The 16,983-nt window shown below is 62.6% G+C and carries 18 protein-coding genes and 2 riboswitches; of the genes, 6 read left to right on the top strand and 12 right to left on the bottom strand.

Annotated elements, in window-relative coordinates; genetic code table 11:
• Positions 1 to 27: 27 nt before the first annotated feature.
• The 7 genes from QTJ18_RS20655 to QTJ18_RS20625 form a co-directional block, all read right to left on the bottom strand.
• A complete protein-coding gene (locus tag QTJ18_RS20655; protein ID WP_252754246.1) occupies positions 28 to 744 on the bottom strand; it encodes a thiamine ABC transporter ATP-binding protein in 717 nt (238 codons plus the stop codon).
• Complete coding sequence (gene thiP / locus QTJ18_RS20650) at positions 741 to 2,363, bottom strand: thiamine/thiamine pyrophosphate ABC transporter permease (protein ID WP_252754247.1); 1,623 nt, start codon at positions 2,361 to 2,363, stop codon at positions 741 to 743. Before thiP ends, QTJ18_RS20655 begins: the two co-directional genes overlap by 4 nt.
• A 61-nt stretch (positions 2,364 to 2,424) precedes the next feature.
• Positions 2,425 to 3,438: a thiamine ABC transporter substrate binding subunit gene (gene thiB, locus QTJ18_RS20645; protein WP_252754248.1), complete on the bottom strand. Its 1,014-nt coding sequence runs from the start codon at positions 3,436 to 3,438 to the stop codon at positions 2,425 to 2,427.
• 39 nt (positions 3,439 to 3,477) lie between these two features.
• Positions 3,478 to 3,578, bottom strand: a riboswitch (TPP riboswitch).
• Positions 3,579 to 3,732: 154 nt separating this feature from the next.
• Positions 3,733 to 4,185 carry a response regulator gene (locus tag QTJ18_RS20640; RefSeq protein ID WP_252754249.1) on the bottom strand — a complete coding sequence of 151 codons (453 nt, stop codon included), beginning with the start codon at positions 4,183 to 4,185 and terminating at the stop codon, positions 3,733 to 3,735.
• Positions 4,186 to 4,336: 151 nt separating this feature from the next.
• Positions 4,337 to 6,154: an ABC-F family ATP-binding cassette domain-containing protein gene (locus QTJ18_RS20635; RefSeq protein WP_252754250.1), complete on the bottom strand. Its 1,818-nt coding sequence runs from the start codon at positions 6,152 to 6,154 to the stop codon at positions 4,337 to 4,339.
• Positions 6,155 to 6,160: 6 nt separating this feature from the next.
• Entirely contained in the window at positions 6,161 to 6,814 is a 654-nt protein-coding gene (locus QTJ18_RS20630; protein WP_252754251.1) for a thiamine diphosphokinase, read from the bottom strand.
• Between the two features lie 91 nt (positions 6,815 to 6,905).
• Entirely contained in the window at positions 6,906 to 7,043 is a 138-nt protein-coding gene (locus QTJ18_RS20625) for a hypothetical protein (protein WP_252754252.1), read from the bottom strand.
• 418 nt (positions 7,044 to 7,461) lie between these two features.
• Here QTJ18_RS20625 and QTJ18_RS20620 point away from each other — a divergent pair, with 418 nt between their 5' ends.
• The 6 genes from QTJ18_RS20620 to QTJ18_RS20595 all read left to right on the top strand — a co-directional run bounded on the left by QTJ18_RS20620 (position 7,462) and on the right by QTJ18_RS20595 (position 13,363).
• Positions 7,462 to 8,301, top strand: a complete 840-nt coding sequence (locus tag QTJ18_RS20620) for an AAA family ATPase (RefSeq protein ID WP_252754253.1) — start codon at positions 7,462 to 7,464, stop codon at positions 8,299 to 8,301.
• Positions 8,301 to 8,672: an NUDIX hydrolase gene (locus tag QTJ18_RS20615; RefSeq protein ID WP_289852153.1), complete on the top strand. Its 372-nt coding sequence runs from the start codon at positions 8,301 to 8,303 to the stop codon at positions 8,670 to 8,672. The genes QTJ18_RS20620 and QTJ18_RS20615 overlap by 1 nt, the downstream gene beginning before the upstream one ends.
• A 102-nt stretch (positions 8,673 to 8,774) precedes the next feature.
• Positions 8,775 to 8,852, top strand: a riboswitch (SAM riboswitch).
• A 65-nt stretch (positions 8,853 to 8,917) separates the two neighbouring features.
• Positions 8,918 to 9,838, top strand: a complete 921-nt coding sequence (metA, locus tag QTJ18_RS20610) for a homoserine O-acetyltransferase MetA (RefSeq protein ID WP_252754255.1) — start codon at positions 8,918 to 8,920, stop codon at positions 9,836 to 9,838.
• Positions 9,839 to 9,850: 12 nt separating this feature from the next.
• Positions 9,851 to 11,032: a vWA domain-containing protein gene (locus QTJ18_RS20605; RefSeq protein ID WP_252754256.1), complete on the top strand. Its 1,182-nt coding sequence runs from the start codon at positions 9,851 to 9,853 to the stop codon at positions 11,030 to 11,032.
• Positions 11,033 to 11,110: 78 nt separating this feature from the next.
• A complete protein-coding gene (locus tag QTJ18_RS20600; protein ID WP_252754257.1) occupies positions 11,111 to 12,130 on the top strand; it encodes an aldose epimerase family protein in 1,020 nt (339 codons plus the stop codon).
• Between the two features lie 63 nt (positions 12,131 to 12,193).
• Complete coding sequence (locus QTJ18_RS20595; RefSeq protein WP_252754258.1) at positions 12,194 to 13,363, top strand: aminotransferase; 1,170 nt, start codon at positions 12,194 to 12,196, stop codon at positions 13,361 to 13,363.
• On the opposite strand, the gene QTJ18_RS20590 is transcribed toward QTJ18_RS20595, so the two are convergent.
• From QTJ18_RS20590 to QTJ18_RS20570, 5 genes are all read right to left on the bottom strand, one after another.
• The gene (locus tag QTJ18_RS20590) at positions 13,364 to 14,023 is read right to left on the bottom strand and encodes an exopolysaccharide biosynthesis protein (protein ID WP_252754259.1); all 660 of its coding nucleotides are present in this window, start codon (positions 14,021 to 14,023) and stop codon (positions 13,364 to 13,366) included.
• Between the two features lie 237 nt (positions 14,024 to 14,260).
• Entirely contained in the window at positions 14,261 to 14,899 is a 639-nt protein-coding gene (locus QTJ18_RS20585; RefSeq protein WP_252754260.1) for a DUF2076 domain-containing protein, read from the bottom strand.
• Between the two features lie 33 nt (positions 14,900 to 14,932).
• Positions 14,933 to 15,643 (bottom strand): Bax inhibitor-1/YccA family protein, encoded by a 711-nt coding sequence (locus QTJ18_RS20580; RefSeq protein WP_252754261.1) that lies wholly within the window; start codon positions 15,641 to 15,643, stop codon positions 14,933 to 14,935.
• A 22-nt stretch (positions 15,644 to 15,665) separates the two neighbouring features.
• Positions 15,666 to 16,439: an anti-sigma factor family protein gene (locus tag QTJ18_RS20575; RefSeq protein ID WP_252754262.1), complete on the bottom strand. Its 774-nt coding sequence runs from the start codon at positions 16,437 to 16,439 to the stop codon at positions 15,666 to 15,668.
• Entirely contained in the window at positions 16,426 to 16,977 is a 552-nt protein-coding gene (locus QTJ18_RS20570) for a sigma-70 family RNA polymerase sigma factor (RefSeq protein ID WP_252754263.1), read from the bottom strand. The genes QTJ18_RS20575 and QTJ18_RS20570 overlap by 14 nt, the downstream gene beginning before the upstream one ends.
• Positions 16,978 to 16,983 lie beyond the last annotated feature (6 nt).

Below are 16,983 nucleotides of genomic sequence, written 5' to 3'. Positions count from 1 at the left end.
CCAAAATGTGGCGCTTGCGTTTACGCTTTATGAAGAGCTGAGAAATTTGCTGATCGCAGCAGGAGCGTCCTGCCCCAGGAAGCGGCTCGTGGCGCCGGCAAAGACGATCCGGCCCTGATCTATGAAGAGGACACTGTCGGCCAGGCGGCGCACATCCTCGATGTCATGCGTAACGAAGAGCACGGTGCTTGCCGCCTCGCGATGGAGATCCAGCAGAAGATCGGCCATGGACCGTTTGAGGGCCGGATCCAGCGCGGCAAAGGGCTCGTCCAGCAGGAGAATAGGGCGCCGGCGCACCAGAGCGCGGGCCAGCGCGACCCGCTGCCGCTCGCCGCCCGATAGCGTTCCCGGCTTCCGCGTCTCATAACCGGCAAGGCCGACGCGGTCGAGCGCCTGGACGACGGCCTTCTTTTGCTCTGCGGTCAGGCGCAGGCGCGGATCGATGCCGAGCCCGATATTGGTGGCGAGGTCGAGATGGGCAAACAGATTATTATCCTGAAAAACCAGCGAGATCGGCCGCTGCCCGGGCGGCATGTGATCTGCGGCTTCACCATGGATCAGGATCGTGCCGCTGTCGGGTCTCTCGAAACCGGCAATCAGGTTCAGCAGCGTCGATTTGCCGGAGCCTGAAGGGCCGGCAATGGCGGTGATCCCGCCTGCCGGAATGCGGCACTCATAGGCAAAATCGGTGGTGCCGAGCCTCAGGCGAACCGTCTGGAGCTGGATTGCCGGCGCGGGGGTCATGGGCGGTCGTCCTTGTTGCCCGCCGTGCCAAGCAGGGTCAGGATCAGGCACACAATGCCAAGGATCAGCGCCAGCCCGTCGGCATCATGGGTTCGATAGCTTCCAAGCCTGCTGTAGATCAGCCAGGGCAGGGTCACAAGGTCATGCGAGCCGAACAGGGCGACGGCACCGAGATCGCCGAGCGACAGGGCCATGGCAAAGGAGAGCGCCATGAAGATGGGTCGCTTCAGGATCGGCCAGTCGACGCGGCGAAACCTGCTCCAGCCATGGATGGCAAGGCTTGCGCTGAGCCGCCGCGTGCGCGCGAGATGCGCTTCGACCGCCGGCTCCAGCACGCGCATGACGAAGGGCAGTGCCATCAGCGCATTGATTGCGGCGATAAGAAAGGGTGCGGCGGCCGTAAGGTTCACGACGGGGCGGAGGAGGAGGAACCAGCCGGTCCCAAGGACGACGGGCGGGACCAGCAGGACCAGCGATGACAGGACGGCCAGCAGCGCTGAAAAGGCGCCGAGCGCCCGGCTGGGCCGCCGGCGTGTTTGCACGACCGAGCGTGAGAGAATGATACCGCTCGCCAGACCCAGCGACAGAAAGGCGGCCGTGACTGCGATCGACAGGCTGGTTTTGCCTGCCTGCCAGACCTCCGGAAGGGTCAGAAGCCGCGCGAGATCGGCACGCAGGCCGGCGACCAGGATCGACAGGAGCGGCAGCACGAGGAAGAGCGTCGCAAGGGCAATCACCGTTGCATCGACGATTACGGCCGCCCGGCCTTGCGCATCGAAGCGGCGAATGGCACGCCCCTCGCTGGCACCGGTGGAGGCCTTCGGGGCAAGCCAGAAGAGCAGGCAGAGGATGAGGCCCGTCAGAAGGATCTGCAGCAGGGCCAGCGATACGGCGCGCGGCGGATCGAAGTCGAAACGCAGCGCCTGGTAGATCGCCACCTCGAGCGTCGTGGCGGCAGGTCCGCCGCCAAGCACCAGGACGAGGGTGAAGCTGGTGGCGCAGAGCATGAAGACAAGGCTCGCGACACCCGGAATGACGCGCAGTAAAGCGGGCGCTTCGATAAAGCGCAGCACAGACCAGGGGCTCATGCCAAGGCTGGCGGATAGCCGCCAATATTCCGCCGGCAGGCGCTCGATGGCGGTCAGCAGGAGCCGCGCGGCAAGCGGCAGGTTGAAGAAGACATGCGCAAGCAGGATGCCCCCAAGCCCGTAGAGGCTGATCGGCTGCTGAAGCCCTAACGCCGCCAGAGCATCGTTGACCAGCCCCTGCCTACCAAAAATGCCGATCAGTCCCAAGGCGCCGATCAGGGCCGGCAGCCCCATAGGCACAGCCATCAAACGGAGGATGACGGTGCGGCTCACGAAACGCGGTCGTCTGGCGAGAGAGATGGCGACCGGAACCGCAAGACCCACCGAAAGAAGCGTCGACAGGATAGCCTGCAGCAGGGTGAAGCGCAGGATCTCCAGCGTATAGGCGTCGAAGATCGCGCCGGCCCCGGTGCCGGTGCCGGGAACGGCCAGGAGCAGCGATGCCGTCGGCAAGGTGACGAAGATGCCGATCAGCGCAAGGCTTGCCGCGCCGGCGGTGAGGCCGCGCTTGAATTGCGCCTCTGTCAGCATCAGGCGGTCACCCCATGCGCCTTGCCATGCCGGTTCCGTGCAAACGGCAACCGCATCTGGCCTATTGCCTGCTCATGGCCGTCAGCCATTCACGGATCCAGGCCTGTCGGTTCCCAGCCACGTCTGCCGGCGGCATCAGAAATGTCTTCGCCGGCTTGATCAGCGCGGAAAAAGCCTCAGGCAACGGATCGGCGGTCGCCGCAACCGGCATCATCCAATTGGTGGTCGGAATGATGGACTGGAATTCGGGAGACAGCGTGAAGGCCAGGAAATCCTTTGCCAGTTGCGGATGTCTTGCCGATTTCAGCATTCCCGACACTTCGATCTGAATATAGTGTCCTTCGGCAAAGGGCGCGGCCTGATAGCGGTCCGACTTCTCCTCCACCATGTGATAGGCGGGAGAGGTGCTGTAGGAGAGGACCATCGGCGCCTCGCCCTTGGTGAAGAGGCCATAGGCTTCCGACCAGCCGGGCGTCACGGTCAGAATGCGATCCGTGAGCTTGGCCCAGGCCTGGTCCGCCTGATCGCCATAGATCGACTTTATCCATAGCAGCAGGCCCAGGCCAGGCGTCGAGGTGCGGGGATCCTCGATAACCAGTTTTTGTGCCGGATCGCCCTCCACCAGTTCCTTCATGCTTTTGGGCGGCGTCTTGATGGCCTGCGTGTCGTAGACCACGGCGAAATAGCCGTAATCATACGGGACGAAGCTGTCGTCCTCAAAGCCGCCCGGGATGGTGACAGCCGCCATCTCGATGCCGTGCGGCTGAAACAGTCCGCTATCCTTCGCCTCCTGGATCAGGTTGGTATCGAGGCCGAGCGCGATATCCGCCTCGCCGCCGGCCCCTTCGAGTTTCAGCCGCGTCAGAAGCGCGACGCCATCTGCCACGCCGACGAAATTGACCGTGCATTGGCAGGTGCGTTCGAAGGCGGCCTTGACCTTCGGGCCAGGCCCCCAATCCGCCAGGAAGCTTTCATAGGTATAGACGGTCAGAACCGGTGGCTCCTCCGCCCGCGCGGGCAGGACGCCAAGAAGGGTGGTCAATGCTGTGAAGGAATAGGCAAGCCATCTGCGCATCAGCGCCTCCATATCTCGTCAAAACGGGGAATAGGCGCTGATCGTGAGCCGTCTAATCCCTCCGCCGGTGCTAACCGGATCAGGTTCTTCGGGTTGGCATGGCCTCTCAGCCGCGCAAGGCGGCACCCCGTTAGAGCAGCAAAGATGTAGCTTCAGCCCGCGGCTTTGACAAGTGGCGGATGTGATGATGCGGATGACGCATAGGGATCAACCCTTTGCCTGCGCAGCAAGGGTCAATGGAAAAGACCGGGCCAACGGAAACGTCTGTCCCGGCGGCACCGGCGCAGGGCGCCTTCAGTGATGGGTGTGGGAAAACACCTTCAGGCCGTTGGGAACAACCGCGGCCCAACCATTGCGGTTCGCCAGCGCGTAATCGATGCATTCCTCGATCACCTGCGGCATGACGGGCTTGGTCAAGACGCCCAGCGAGCAATCGGCGCGACCGCGAAGCTGCTCCGGATTGGCCGTCATGAAGATCACGGTGATGCCGTAACGCTCGGCAAGTTCGCGTGCGATCGCCGGTCCCGTCGCGCCGTCGGCGAGATTGACATCCACCAGCGCGACATCGGCTTCTGCCGCCAGAGCAAGTGCCTTGTCCCGGCCCGTGGCAAGTCCGGCGACGGTCAGGCCCATGCCTTCGATAATATCGGCGACATCCAGCGCGATCAGGAACTCGTCCTCAACGATGAGGACCCGCTGATCCCTAGCTGTCTCTTCCAGCCGACGACTCATAACATTTGCCGACATGGTCTGCCCTCTGCTCGTTAATCCCAGCGTATCTGCCAGCGTCTCCGAATGAGCGCGCTATTGTCAGTCGAACGGCGATGTCAGAATTTTGTTCCGGCTCCGGACGATTAATGAAAACAATAACTAGTTGTTAATACTGAGAATCTGGCTTTTAGCCCTCAAGTTCCTCGCGCAGCATCTCCAATTCCAGCCATTCTTCCTCCATCTTTGCCAGGCGGGTGCGCAGGCCTTCCAGCTCGCCGGCAATGCGATGGAAGGCCGCCGGGTCCTTGGTAAAGAGGGTCGGATCAGCCATTTTCGCCTCGCGCGCGGCAATCTCGGCTTCGACCTTCTCCATCTCCTTCGGCAGGGTTTCCAGCGCGAATTTCTGCTTGTAGGACAGCTTGGCCTTTGCCTTCGGCGCTTGCACGGCGGCAGTGGCGGAGCCGTCTGCCTTGGCCTTCTCCGCCTTGCGCCTCTCGTCCAGCGCTCCTTTGCGCTGCGCCATCATGTCCGTGTAGCCGCCGGCATATTCGATCCAGCGGCCGTCGGGCATGTCCGGATCGGCCGGCGCAATGGTGGAGGTCACGGTACGGTCAAGGAAATCGCGGTCATGGCTGACGAGGATGACGGTGCCATTATAGCCCGATACGATTTCCTGCAGCAGATCCAGCGTCTCGATGTCCAGGTCGTTGGTCGGCTCGTCAAGGATCAAGAGGTTGGAAGGCTTGGCCATGATCCGCGCCAGGATCAGCCGGGCGCGCTCGCCGCCGGACAGGTTCTTGATCGGCGTGCGCATCTGTTCCGGCTGGAACAGGAAATCTTTCATATAGCCCGCCACATGTCGCTGTTCGCCGTTGACCAGGAGGGTCTCGCCGCGCCCGTCGGTCAGATAATGGCTGAGGCTGTCGTCCAGATTCAGGTCCTCGCGCTTCTGGTCCAAAGTGGCGATGTCCAGATTGGTGCCGAGCTTGATCACGCCCGAATCGGGTGCGAGCTGGCCCGTCAGCATTTTCAAGAGCGTCGTCTTGCCGGCGCCGTTCGGTCCCACGAGGCCGATGCAATCGCCCCGGTGCACCCGGATCGAGAAGGGGGAAACGATCTGGCGATCGCCATAGCGCTTGGTGATCTGATCCGCCTCGATCACCAGCTTGCCGCTTTCCTTGCCTTCGGTCATGGCAGCCTGAATTGTGCCCTGCGGGCCGCGATGGCCGCGATATTGCGAGCGCAGCGATTGCAACTCGCCGAGGCGACGCATATTGCGCTTGCGCCTGGCGGTCACGCCGTAGCGCAGCCAATGCTCCTCCCGCTCGATCTGGCGCCCCAGCTTGTGCTGCTCCAGCTCCTCGGCCTCCAGCACCTCGTCGCGCCAGGCCTCGAAATGGGCAAAGCTGCGGTCCATGCGCCGCGATGTGCCGCGGTCCAACCAGACGACGGCCGTCGATACCCGTTCGAGAAATCGCCGGTCGTGCGAGATCAGAACGAGCGCGCTGCGCGTCTTTTGCAGCTCGCCTTCAAGCCATTCGATGGTCGGAAGGTCGAGATGGTTCGTCGGCTCGTCCAGCATCAGGATATCCGGCTCGGGCGCCATGACGCGGGCAAGCGCGGCGCGCCGTGCCTCGCCGCCGGAGAGCTGGTGGGGATCCTCTTCGCCCGTCAGTCCCAGGTGCTCCAGCAGGTATGTGACCCGGTAGGGATCGTCGCCTGGACCGAGACCCGCTTCGGCATAGGTCTGGACGGTGGTGAAGCCGGCAAAATCCGGCGCCTGTTCCAGGTAACGGATGGTGGCGGACGGATGACGGAAAACCTCTCCGGATTGCGCCTCCACCATGCCGGCGGCGATCTTCATCAGCGTCGATTTGCCGGAGCCGTTGCGGCCGACAAGGCAGATCCGGTCACCGGGCTCCACCTGCAGGTTGGCGCCGTCGAGCAGCGGAGTACCGCCGAAACTCAGGCGGATATCGTCAAGTTTCAGGATAGGAGGTGCCATGGGCGGTCAGGCTCCGGAATGATCATAGGGGCGTGCGAGCAGGATCGCGCGGCCGCGCTTCAGCGAGACGGAGATCGGCCCTTCCGCAATATTGGACAGAGTGCGGGACGAGCCGAATGTCAGTGAGAAATCGTTGAGCGGATAACGGGCATTGCGGATGGTCAGCCCCTCCAGGGCCGTGAAGCCCAGGACCGAAAACAGGGCGCCTTTCGGCAGCTCCAGTTCCAGCTGGCTATCCGCCACGAAAGGATAGGCCTCTTCCTCGCCGGAGGTGAGGACCGCTTCGAACCCGTCCTCCACCAGGCCGAGCGCGTTCAGATAGTGCTGCAGCGCATGGTCCGACCGCTCGCCGCCAAGCGCTCCGGCCAGAACCAGACGCGAGGCATCCTTGGCAATGGCCTCAGCCACGGCGATTTCGCCATCCGTCGCCGCCTTGGTGGCGGGATAGGTCCGCCGCTCCACGTTCGGATAGCGGGCCGAGAGTGCCGCATCGCTGCTGTCGAAATCGCCCACCCACAATTCCGGCAAGAGGTGAAGGGCGGCGGCATGGCGCATGCCGCTATCGGCGGCAATCGAGCGTGTTCCCTTCGTCAGCGCCCGCAGGCGATCGGTCAGGACAAGATTGCCGCCAAGAAGAATGGTGAAGGAAGAGCTGGTCATGACCTGCCCTTAGCGCATCTTCCGGCAAAAGGAAAAGGCCGATGCGCCGGCAGGACGGATCAGACCCTGCGGGGCCGCTTCAGGAGGCCGATCAGCGCTTTTTCGGCGCGGATGCCTCGGCGCTCTTGATCTGGGTGGTGAAGCTGCTGACAGGCGCCGTGGACGGCTTTTCCTTGTCCTTCTTAGGCTTCCTTGCTTCGCGATTGGAACGGACTTGACCTTTGGCCATGGGATTTAATCCTTGCTTGTCCGGTGGGCAGCCGGTGCGGCGGCCTTTGCCGGTAGTGATGAGGCATGAAAGTGGAAACGAAGGCCGTCGATTGCCGAGACGCGCAGCGGCAATCGAGAGCGCAGAAGCTTGTGGGGTCAGCCGAGAAGCGCCGGACCGCATTTGCTCCTGCCTTGATCGTTCGAATTCCGTCGGAACGTGGCCAACGCCGGTCGTCAGTCCAGGTGTCGGAGCGCGCTTCGAAGCATCCGGGGATGCCGCATTCAGCCTGACACACGGACAGGCGAACGCAAAGCGCAAAACGCCGTCCCGCCAGGATTTGCACGTGCGTGCCGGGAGAAGGTGTCTCGTCTTGCGCAACAGGGGAGGCGGCTCTACCTTCTGGCGCATCAGAGGCGCCCGACAATCAGGATCAGACATGCAGTTTACAGGCACCGCCGATTACATTGCCGACAAGGACCTGATGGTGGCGGTCAATGCCGCGATCCGGCTGGAGCGCCCGCTGCTGGTCAAAGGCGAGCCTGGAACCGGCAAGACGGAACTGGCACGGCAGGTGGCGGCGGCGCTCGGCATCGAGATGATCGAATGGACCATCAAATCCACTACCAAGGCGCAGCAGGGGCTTTATGAATATGATGCTGTTTCCCGCCTGCGCGACAGCCAGCTCGGCGATCCGCGCGTCAACGAGGTTTCCAATTATATCCGCCGCGGCAAGCTGTGGCAGGCCTTTTCCTCCGACGCCAAGGTCGTGCTGCTGATCGACGAGATCGACAAGGCGGATATCGAATTCCCGAACGACCTGCTTCAGGAACTCGACCGCATGGAATTTCACGTCTACGAAACGGGGGAGACGGTGCGGGCGAAGGTTCGCCCTATCGTCATCATCACCTCCAACAATGAAAAGGAGCTGCCGGATGCCTTTTTGCGCCGCTGCTTCTTTCATTATATCCGCTTCCCGGATGCCGACACGCTGTCGCGCATCGTCGAGGTCCACTATCCGGGCATCAAGCAGCGTCTGGTCAGCGCCGCACTGACACAGTTCTACGAGATCCGCGAGATGCCGGGGCTGAAGAAGAAACCGTCCACCTCCGAGGCGCTGGACTGGATCCGGCTCCTGGTCTCCGATGACGTCGATCCGGAGGATCTGCGTGCCGATGTGAAGACGGCGCTGCCGAAGCTGCATGGCGCGCTTCTGAAGAACGAGCAGGACGTACACCTTTTTGAACGCATGGCCTTCATGGCCAGACGGGAGCGGTGATGGTGGACGCCGTCAAGGTGCTGATATTTGCCACCTGGCAAGACCGGCTTCTGGTGTTCGACGAGCCGGATTTTCCGGATGTGCCGCTGCAGGTTCCCGGCGGCACGGTGGAGAGTGGCGAAGATCTGGCGTTCGCGGCCGCACGGGAATTCTTCGAGGAGACCGGGCTTACGCCGGAATCCGAGCTCAAGCCGCTGTTCAGCCACGACTACGGTTTCGTGCTGGATGGGCAGAGGCTGGTCCATCGCCGCCACTTCTTCCATCTGCGCCTGTCCGGCCTGTATGAAGAGAGCTGGTTGCACGTCGAGGAAACCCCATTTGGCGGCGGCGATCCTGTCCAGTTCCGGTTGCGCTGGATCCATCTTGCCTAGGTGGACCGGCATTTCGGCGAGACGATGGCCGAAGCGCTGGCGGCGCTCGCAAGGCATGCTGTTTCCCAGGAATTGACCTGCGAGGAAGAAGAGCCTATTTAGAACAATCATCGTGGTGATTTGGCCGGCCGGCTTGCAGCCACGTTAAACAAGTCGCTAAAGGGCCGCGAGAAGAGAAAGAAACCTTCCACGGACCGGTCGCGATCTATCGCCACCGGTTTTTTTGTTTTTGTCGAGTTTGCGCCATGCCGATCAAGATTCCAGATGCACTTCCCGCCTTCCAGACTCTGGTGAACGAGGGCGTCCGGGTGATGACAGAAACAGTGGCGGTCCGGCAGGATATCCGGCCGCTGCAGATCGGCCTGCTCAATCTCATGCCGAACAAGATCAAGACCGAGGTGCAGATGGCGCGTCTGGTCGGGGCCTCGCCCCTGCAGGTGGAACTGTCGCTCGTGCGCATTGGCGGCCACAAGGCCAAGAACACGTCCGAGGAGCATCTTCTGTCCTTCTACGAGACCTGGGACGAGGTGAAGGACCGCAAGTTCGACGGCTTCATCATTACCGGAGCGCCGGTCGAAACCCTGCATTACGACGATGTGACCTATTGGGACGAGATGCGGCAGATTTTCGACTGGACGCAGACCCATGTGCATTCGACACTCAATGTCTGCTGGGGCGCGATGGCCGCCATCTATCACTTCCACAAGGTTCCCAAGCATGAGCTGAAGGAAAAGGCCTTCGGCGTCTATCGCCACCGCAATCTTTGCCCGTCATCCATCTATCTCAACGGTTTCTCGGATGATTTCCAGGTGCCGGTATCGCGCTGGACGGAGGTGCGCCGTGCCGATATCGAAAAGGTGCCGGGGCTGGAAATCCTGATGGAATCAGAAGAGATGGGCGTTTGCCTGGTGCATGAGAAGAAGTGCAACCGCCTCTATATGTTCAACCATGTCGAATACGACTCCACCTCGCTGGCGGAGGAATATTTCCGCGACGTCAATGCCGGCATTCCCATCAAGATGCCGCACAACTATTTTCCCCATAATGATGCGACGCTTCCGCCGCAGAATCGCTGGCGCAGCCATGCGCATCTTCTGTTCGGAAACTGGATCAACGAGATCTACCAGACGACGCCGTACGAGCTGGGGCAGATCGGAACGCTCTGAAGGACGCCGCCCGTGTTCATCCCGTTTTTCCTGCGATTGAAGGAGGCCAAGGTTCCCGTCACGCTGCGGGAATATCTGGACCTCCTGGCGGGAATGGAAGCGGGCCTGGCCGATTTCGACATCGAAGCCTTCTATTTCCTGGCGCGTGCCGCCCTGGTGAAGGATGAGCGGCATATCGACCGGTTCGATCAGGTCTTTGCGGCACAGTTTCGCGGGCTTTCGGCGCTTGCCGATTCAGCCGGCATGGATGTCGGGCACGTGCCGGAGGCATGGCTGCGAAAATTGGCCGAAAAACACCTGACGCCGGAAGAGAAGGCGCTGGTGGAAAGCCTCGGCGGCTTCGAGAAGCTGATGGAGACCCTGAAGAAGAGGCTGGAGGAGCAGCAGGGCCGGCATCAGGGCGGGTCGAAATGGATCGGCACGGCCGGAACCTCTCCGTTCGGCGGCTATGGCTATAATCCCGAAGGCGTGCGGATCGGCCAGGACAGCTCCCGTCACCGGAAGGCCGTGAAGGTCTGGGACAGCCGCGACTTCCGCGATTTCGACGACAGCCGGGAGATCGGCACGCGCAATATCAAGGTGGCGCTGAAGCGCCTGCGCCGCTGGGTGCGGCAGGGCGCGGCCGACGAGCTGGATCTGGACGGCACCATCCGCTCGACTGCCGAGCACGGTTATCTGAGCGTGCAGACGCGGCCGGAACGGCGCAATTCGGTGAAGCTTCTGATGTTCTTCGATGTCGGCGGCTCAATGGACGACCATGTCATGATCGTGGAGGAGCTGTTTTCGGCGGCGCGCGCCGAGTTTCGGCATCTGGAGCATTTCTACTTCCACAACTGCCTTTACGAGAGCGTGTGGCGCGACAATCGGCGACGGGCCGAACGGCTTCTGGTTGCCGATCTCCTGCGCAGCTATGGCCCCGATTACCGGGTGATCTTCGTCGGCGATGCAACCATGAGCCCCTATGAGATCACCCATTCCGGGGGCTCTGTGGAACATTGGAACAAGGAACCGGGCGCCTTGTGGATGCAGCGCGTGACCGGCCATTTTCGTCGCGTGGCCTGGATCAATCCGGTGGCGCCGTCGCAATGGGATTTCACCCAGTCCGTTATTCTGCTGCGCCATTTGCTGGAGCAGCGCATGTTCCCGCTGACGCTGCAGGGTCTGGACCAGGCCATGCAGACGCTTGCGCGCTGAGCCCGAGATGGCGATTGATTAAGCCATCGAAATCGGCCAGTTTGCGCCGCGATGACATCAAGCGACAGGACATGGATCATGACGACGCAGGGCGAGATCTTCGGCACCACGCCGCAGGGCGAGACAGTTTACCGGGTGAAGATTTCGGGCGGCGGGCTGACGGCGCATGTGATGAGCTGGGGCGCCGTCATTCAGGATCTGCGACTGGATGGCCATGACGCGCCGCTGGTGCTCGGCTTCGACCGTTTCGAGGATTATCCGGCTTACTCGTCCTATTTCGGCGCGACGCCCGGCCGCGTTGCCAACCGCATCGGCAAAGGGCAGTTCACCCTCGACGGACAAGCCTATCAGCTCGACCTCAACCAGAACGGCAATACTCATCTGCACGGCGGCCGTGATGGTCTCGGCAGGACCAACTGGGCCATCATCGCCCATTCGCAGAACAAGGTCATGCTGCAGGTGACTGATCCTGATGGTCGCGCCGGCTATCCGGGCAATTGCACCGTCACAGCGACCTATGAGCTGAAGGATGACGGCACGCTCAATGTCGTCTACGAGAGCGTGACCGACCAGCCGACGCTCGCCAATATCTGCCAGCACACCTATTTCAACCTGGATGGGCGCGACGATATTCTTGGCCACGACATCATGATTGCCGCCGATCACTATCTGGAGCTTGACGAGAACCAGGTGCCGACCGGAAGACAGCTCCCAGTGGCCGGCACGCCGATGGATCTTCGACAGCTCGGGCCTGTGCGCCGCAGCGAGGCCAATGGCGCGCAGGTCGATTTCGACCATAATTACTGCCTGTCCGACACGCGGGTGGAGAAGCGCTCTGTGGCTCTCGTCCGCAGCGTCAATTCCGGTGTCGCCATGGAGGTCCGCACGACGGAACCCGGCGTGCAGCTTTATTGCGGATTCAAGCTGAAGCCGACAGTGCCCGGCCTGTTCGGGAAGCTGTACGGACCCTATGCCGGCCTCTGCCTGGAAACGCAGATCTGGCCCGATGCCATCAATCACGAGGGTTTCCCAAGCGCCGTTCTTCGCCCTGGCGAGGTTCTGCGTCAGGAGACGGATTACGTCTTCTCCAAGAGCTGATCTTGTATTTCACTCCCTTGCCGGACCGGATGCCTCATCCAGGTCCGGCAGACCGGAGCCAGCATGTTCGACTTCAATCCGCTCATCCAAAGCATCTCCCCGCCGCCGGTGCCCGCGGTCCAGGCCTGGGCGCGCAGCTATGATGGAAGCCGGGGGCCGCTCGTCGACCTGTCCCAGGCCGTGCCGGGCTATCCGGCTCATCCGCATATGCTGGAGCTCCTCAGCGAAAAGGCAGGATCGGCGGCTTATGCCGGTTACGGTCCGATCGAGGGGGAGGCCGTGCTGCGGCAGGCCTATGCCGATCATGTCGGCAAGCTCTATGATGCGTCGCTTGGCCCCGCCAACATTCATATGACAGCTGGATGCAACCAGGCCTTTGTCTGTGCGGCCATGGCCGTGGCCGGAGCCGGCGATGCGGTGCTGATGACCGAGCCCTATTATTTCAACCACGAGACCACGCTGGGCATGCTCGGCATTCGCAGCCGCTTCGTCGCCTGCGAGGCGAGCGACGGCTTCCTGCCACGGGTGGAGGCGATCGATGAGGCCTTGCTGCCGGATGTGAAGGCGCTGGCACTTGTCTCACCGAACAATCCGACGGGCGCCGTCTATCCGCCGGACCATCTGGCGGCGATCGCCGATCTGTGCCGCAGCCGCGGCATCTGGCTTATCCTGGACGAGACCTATCGCGATTTTCTGCCCGTGGCGGATCGTGCTCCGCATGGCCTCTTCTGCCGCAACGGGTGGCAGGACTTCGTCATCTCGCTCTACAGTTTCTCCAAGAGTTTCTGCATACCGGGTCACCGGCTGGGGGCGATCACGGCAGGGCCGGCGGTCATCGCGCAGGTCACCAAGATCATGGACAATCTGCAGATCTGCGCACCGCGCGCCGCCCAGGCGGCCGTGGCGGATGCCTTGCCCCGGCTCGCGCCGTGGCGGGAGGAGAACCGCCTCGAAATCCTGCGACGGGCAGACTGTCTTCAAGCCACGCTTGCCGATCTGCCCGACTGGCAGCTTGCATCGGTGGGAGCGTATTTCGCCTTCGTGCGGCACCCGTATCACGATCGAACCTCTGCCGAGATTGCGCGAGAGCTGGCCAGCCAGGCAGGGATTTCATGCATTCCGGGCGGCTATTTCGGCCCGCGGCAGGAGCTCTATCTGCGCTTTGCCTTCGCCAATGCTGATGTGGAGGGCATTGCTCGATTGAGGGAGCGCCTGCAGGGTTTTTCGCTCTGATCAGGACAGAAACAGGGTTCCCAGCAGGAATACGGCGCTCTTGACGATGGCGTAGACGACGCCGGCGACCAAAGCCAGCGCGGTGAGGCCCGTCGCAAGGCCGAGGCCGATCCATATGCCGTCCTTTTCCAGTATGCCGAAGGCCAGCACACATAGCGCAACCGCCGGCAGCATGTTGCCGAGCGGGATGGGCATCACCAGCACCAGCGCCAGGATGAGGCAGAAGCCGCCGATCAGCCGCTCCGCCAGACGGCCGGACAGGGCCGGGAAACGCGGCCGCAGCAGCCGCTCGGCACGCAAGATCCACGGAGTGACTGTGTCGACGATTGCAGCGAAGCGATTGCGCGGCATGGCGCGGACGGCGATCATCCTCGGCAGCCATGGTGCCTGGCCCAGCGCCATCTGCGCGGCCTGGAAGAGCAGCGGGATCGCCAGAACGGAGGAGGTGCCGGGCGGCGTCGGCAAGGCGTTCGGCACGGCAAAGACGAAGATTAGGGCGCCGAATGCACGATCCCGCATGGCATCCAGAAGATCGGCGACCTGGATGACGTCGCGCGACGGATCGTCCGCCAATTCCCGCAGGACTGCCGAAAACCGCAGCATCTGCGCGTGTGGGTAAGAAGCCGGTGCGGGCACAAGCGGGTGCGGAGAAAAAACCATGGGCGATCCGGCCTTGAGGGAAAAGGGTCTTGCCGATGAAGCTGGTCGTGCTGGGCGGATTGCAAGTGCCACATGAACATGGCCGTTTCGTAACAGGCGGCAGCAAAAAGGCTCCCGGCTTTGCATGGCCGGGAGCCTTCTTTAAGATCTGCCCGTCGGACGGCAGGCGGTTGCTGACGCTAGAGAGTCTTTCTTTGGCGCTCCGGGCTTACGAAAGACCGAATTCCACTCTTGATCCTAGAACTGCATGTCGTCTTCGAAGCCGACATCCTCTACGGGTGCCTCTTCCTCAGGCCCGGCATCGGCGGCGGGGTTCTCGGCCGCCTGGGCTTCGTCACCGGAGAGCATGCCGGCAATGGCATTGCCCAGCAGGACGCCGCCAGCGACACCCATGGCCGTCTGCGCGGCGCCGGCCAGGAAACCGCCGCCCCGGGCGGGCTGGCCATAGCCCTGGCCAAACCCCTGGCCCATTGGCTGGCCTGCTTGCGGGCCTGGTTGTGGACCCCAGGGATTGCGCGGCGCTGCCTGCGGCTGTCCCGGCAGTCCTCCCATGGGTGGCATGGGTGACATGCCCGGGCGCGGTGCCTGGCGCGCCGGCGGCGCACTGTTGCCGAACAGGCTCGAGAAGAAGCCGCCGCCGGAGGCCGGCCGTGCGGCCAGCTGGCTCTCCAATTCCTCGATCCGCCGCTGTGCCTGATCGAGTGCCTGTTCCTGCACAACGATCGTCTGCGCCATGAAATAGGGTGCGCCCGGCTGGCGTGCGACGCGATCGCGGATAAAGGCATCCGCTTCCGCATCGCGCGGCCCCGATTGGCTCTCGACGTGAGAGAGCTTGCCGAACAGACCCTCGATCGCCTGGCGGTCGTTGTCGTCCATGTGTGGGTTCCTCCTTGAAAAGGGCGGGAGCGGTTACTCGTCGCGCTCGCCGGTGAGGCTCAACAGAAGCTGGAAGATGTTGACGAAGTTCAGGTACAGTGAGAGCGCGCCGAAGACGGCAAGCTTCTGCTGGCTCTCCTGATCGACATTTTCAGCATATTGTTCCTTGATGTTCTGCGTGTCCCAAGCCGTCAGGCCGATGAAGACGATGATGCCGATGATGGAGATGGCAAACTGCAGGGCGCTGGAACCGAGGAAGATGTTGACCACGGAGGCGATGACGACGCCGATCAGGCCCATGATCAGGAAGGAGCCGAACTTGGCGAGGTCACGCTTGGTGACATAGCCGTAAAGGCTCGTGGCGCCGAACATGGTGGCGGCGATGAAGAAGGTCCGAGCAATGCTGGCGCCGGTGAAGACAAGGAAAACCGAAGCGAGCGACAGGCCCATGACGGCGCAGAAGGCCCAGAAGGTCAGCTGCGCGGTGGAGGAAGACATCGTCTGGATCTTGAACGAGAAGAAGAAGACGAAGGCCAGCGGCGCCAGCATCACAACCCATTTCAGCGGGCTGGAGAAAATCGGCACGTAAAGGGCAGGGGTCGTGCCGACGATGAAGGCGACGATGCCGGTGATGAGCAGGCCAAGCCCCATATAATTGTAGACGCGCAGCATGTGCTGGCGCAGTCCCTCGTCGAAGGCGGCCTGGGACTGGACGGCTGAATTATAGCCGAAGCGCGGGTTCATGATGTTCTCCTGTGGTTGGTCGTCAGTAGAGGGAACGGGCAAGCTGCTCCGCCTCCGTCTTGAGGCGGGAGGCGTCCTGTCGTTCCGAAACAAGGGCATAGGCGACTTCGCCGATCTGCCAGTAGGACGCATCGACGGCTCCATCGCGCGCCAGCGTCACCGGCTGGACGGCAAAGAAGCCGGGGCGGACGGCAAACAGCGAAAGCTTCACCTGGCTTTCGTCGGTCACCGACATCTCGACGCTCGGACCGAAGGCCGAGGGGAAGATCTGCACATCGGATACCGCCCAGCCCTTCGGGATCTGCGGCATCACGATAGCGGTCGCGGAGCGGATCTCGCCGGCATCATAATGCGCCGAGCCGGCCTGCGAGGGCATGGTCTCCCGCAGCAGCGAGGTGCCATGCGCCCGGATCGCCTCCTCCACGAAAGAGGGGGCCGGGGTGGAGGCTTCAACCGGCGAGACGGTCAAGGGACCGAACTGGGTGCTGAGCGCCCAGCCGCCGGCAATCAGAGCCACGGTGGCCGCCAGGCGCTGCAGGCGGCCGAAATGGTGGTTGCGCGACAGGGCCGATTGCAGCCGCCGGGCCGCCTCGCGCGTTTCGGCGCGGCCCGGATGCCGGTTGCCGGCCAACGCCAGGCGAAGCTCCCCCTTGATGGCGAGATCGGCCATTACCCGCGCGGCGATCTCCGGATGTTCCGACAGATGGGCCTCGACCTCGATTCGGCGCGCGGCGTCCAGCTGGTCGTCGATATAGGCTTCGAGATCGGAAGTCTGGATCGGATCAACGGGTGTCATCGCGTCCTCCTTCGATAAGTTTCAGGTGATTGCCGGCGGCGGTCGCAGCCGCATCGCCGTTTTCGAACTCACGCAGCCGCTGGCGCGCACGTGAAATCCGCGACATCAGCGTACCGACGGGAATAGCGAGCGCATCGGCCGCCTGCTGATAGGTCAGGCCTTCAATGGCCACGAGATGGAGCGCATCCCGCTGCTCGTCGGGCAGGGCGAAGAAAGCCTGGCGCAACTGCTTGAGGCGGATGGACTGATCCGGATCGGCGACATGCGTGGTCTCGCCGAGCTCGGCCGCCGCCTGGTGTCTGGCTGTCGATGCCTTTGATCGGCGCAGCCGGTCGATATGGGTATTGTGCAGGATGGAGAAGAGCCAGGTGCGCAGATTGCCGCCCGAGCGAAAACTCGTCTTGCGCTCAAAGGCCTTTACCAGGGCATCATGGACCAGATCTTCCGCATCATCGGCATTGCGCACAAGCGAACGGGCATAGCGGCGGAGTGCGGCCAGCTGGTTCAGGACATCGAAAGGATGCTTCTTTTCGCTCATACCCCC

It is taken from the genome of Rhizobium sp. SSA_523 (assembly GCF_030435705.1).
GTDB lineage: Bacteria > Pseudomonadota > Alphaproteobacteria > Rhizobiales > Rhizobiaceae > Neorhizobium.
This window is presented reverse-complemented; position numbering and strand designations above follow the sequence as displayed.

What these genes read in the sequence shown, in the direction of transcription:
- QTJ18_RS20615 (WP_289852153.1), top strand. Translation starts at nt 8,301, where the DNA reads ATGGTGGACGCCGTCAAGGTGCTGATATTTGCCACCTGGCAAGACCGG.
- QTJ18_RS20600 (WP_252754257.1), top strand. Translation starts at nt 11,111, where the DNA reads ATGACGACGCAGGGCGAGATCTTCGGCACCACGCCGCAGGGCGAGACA.
- QTJ18_RS20635 (WP_252754250.1), bottom strand. Translation starts at nt 6,154, where the DNA reads ATGGCACCTCCTATCCTGAAACTTGACGATATCCGCCTGAGTTTCGGC.
- QTJ18_RS20580 (WP_252754261.1), bottom strand. Translation starts at nt 15,643, where the DNA reads ATGAACCCGCGCTTCGGCTATAATTCAGCCGTCCAGTCCCAGGCCGCC.
- QTJ18_RS20590 (WP_252754259.1), bottom strand. Translation starts at nt 14,023, where the DNA reads ATGGTTTTTTCTCCGCACCCGCTTGTGCCCGCACCGGCTTCTTACCCA.
- QTJ18_RS20640 (WP_252754249.1), bottom strand. Translation starts at nt 4,185, where the DNA reads ATGTCGGCAAATGTTATGAGTCGTCGGCTGGAAGAGACAGCTAGGGAT.
- QTJ18_RS20620 (WP_252754253.1), top strand. Translation starts at nt 7,462, where the DNA reads ATGCAGTTTACAGGCACCGCCGATTACATTGCCGACAAGGACCTGATG.
- thiP (WP_252754247.1), bottom strand. Translation starts at nt 2,363, where the DNA reads ATGCTGACAGAGGCGCAATTCAAGCGCGGCCTCACCGCCGGCGCGGCA.
- QTJ18_RS20575 (WP_252754262.1), bottom strand. Translation starts at nt 16,439, where the DNA reads ATGACACCCGTTGATCCGATCCAGACTTCCGATCTCGAAGCCTATATC.
- QTJ18_RS20595 (WP_252754258.1), top strand. Translation starts at nt 12,194, where the DNA reads ATGTTCGACTTCAATCCGCTCATCCAAAGCATCTCCCCGCCGCCGGTG.
- metA (WP_252754255.1), top strand. Translation starts at nt 8,918, where the DNA reads ATGCCGATCAAGATTCCAGATGCACTTCCCGCCTTCCAGACTCTGGTG.
- QTJ18_RS20585 (WP_252754260.1), bottom strand. Translation starts at nt 14,899, where the DNA reads ATGGACGACAACGACCGCCAGGCGATCGAGGGTCTGTTCGGCAAGCTC.
- QTJ18_RS20570 (WP_252754263.1), bottom strand. Translation starts at nt 16,977, where the DNA reads ATGAGCGAAAAGAAGCATCCTTTCGATGTCCTGAACCAGCTGGCCGCA.
- QTJ18_RS20625 (WP_252754252.1), bottom strand. Translation starts at nt 7,043, where the DNA reads ATGGCCAAAGGTCAAGTCCGTTCCAATCGCGAAGCAAGGAAGCCTAAG.
- thiB (WP_252754248.1), bottom strand. Translation starts at nt 3,438, where the DNA reads ATGCGCAGATGGCTTGCCTATTCCTTCACAGCATTGACCACCCTTCTT.
- QTJ18_RS20630 (WP_252754251.1), bottom strand. Translation starts at nt 6,814, where the DNA reads ATGACCAGCTCTTCCTTCACCATTCTTCTTGGCGGCAATCTTGTCCTG.
- QTJ18_RS20655 (WP_252754246.1), bottom strand. Translation starts at nt 744, where the DNA reads ATGACCCCCGCGCCGGCAATCCAGCTCCAGACGGTTCGCCTGAGGCTC.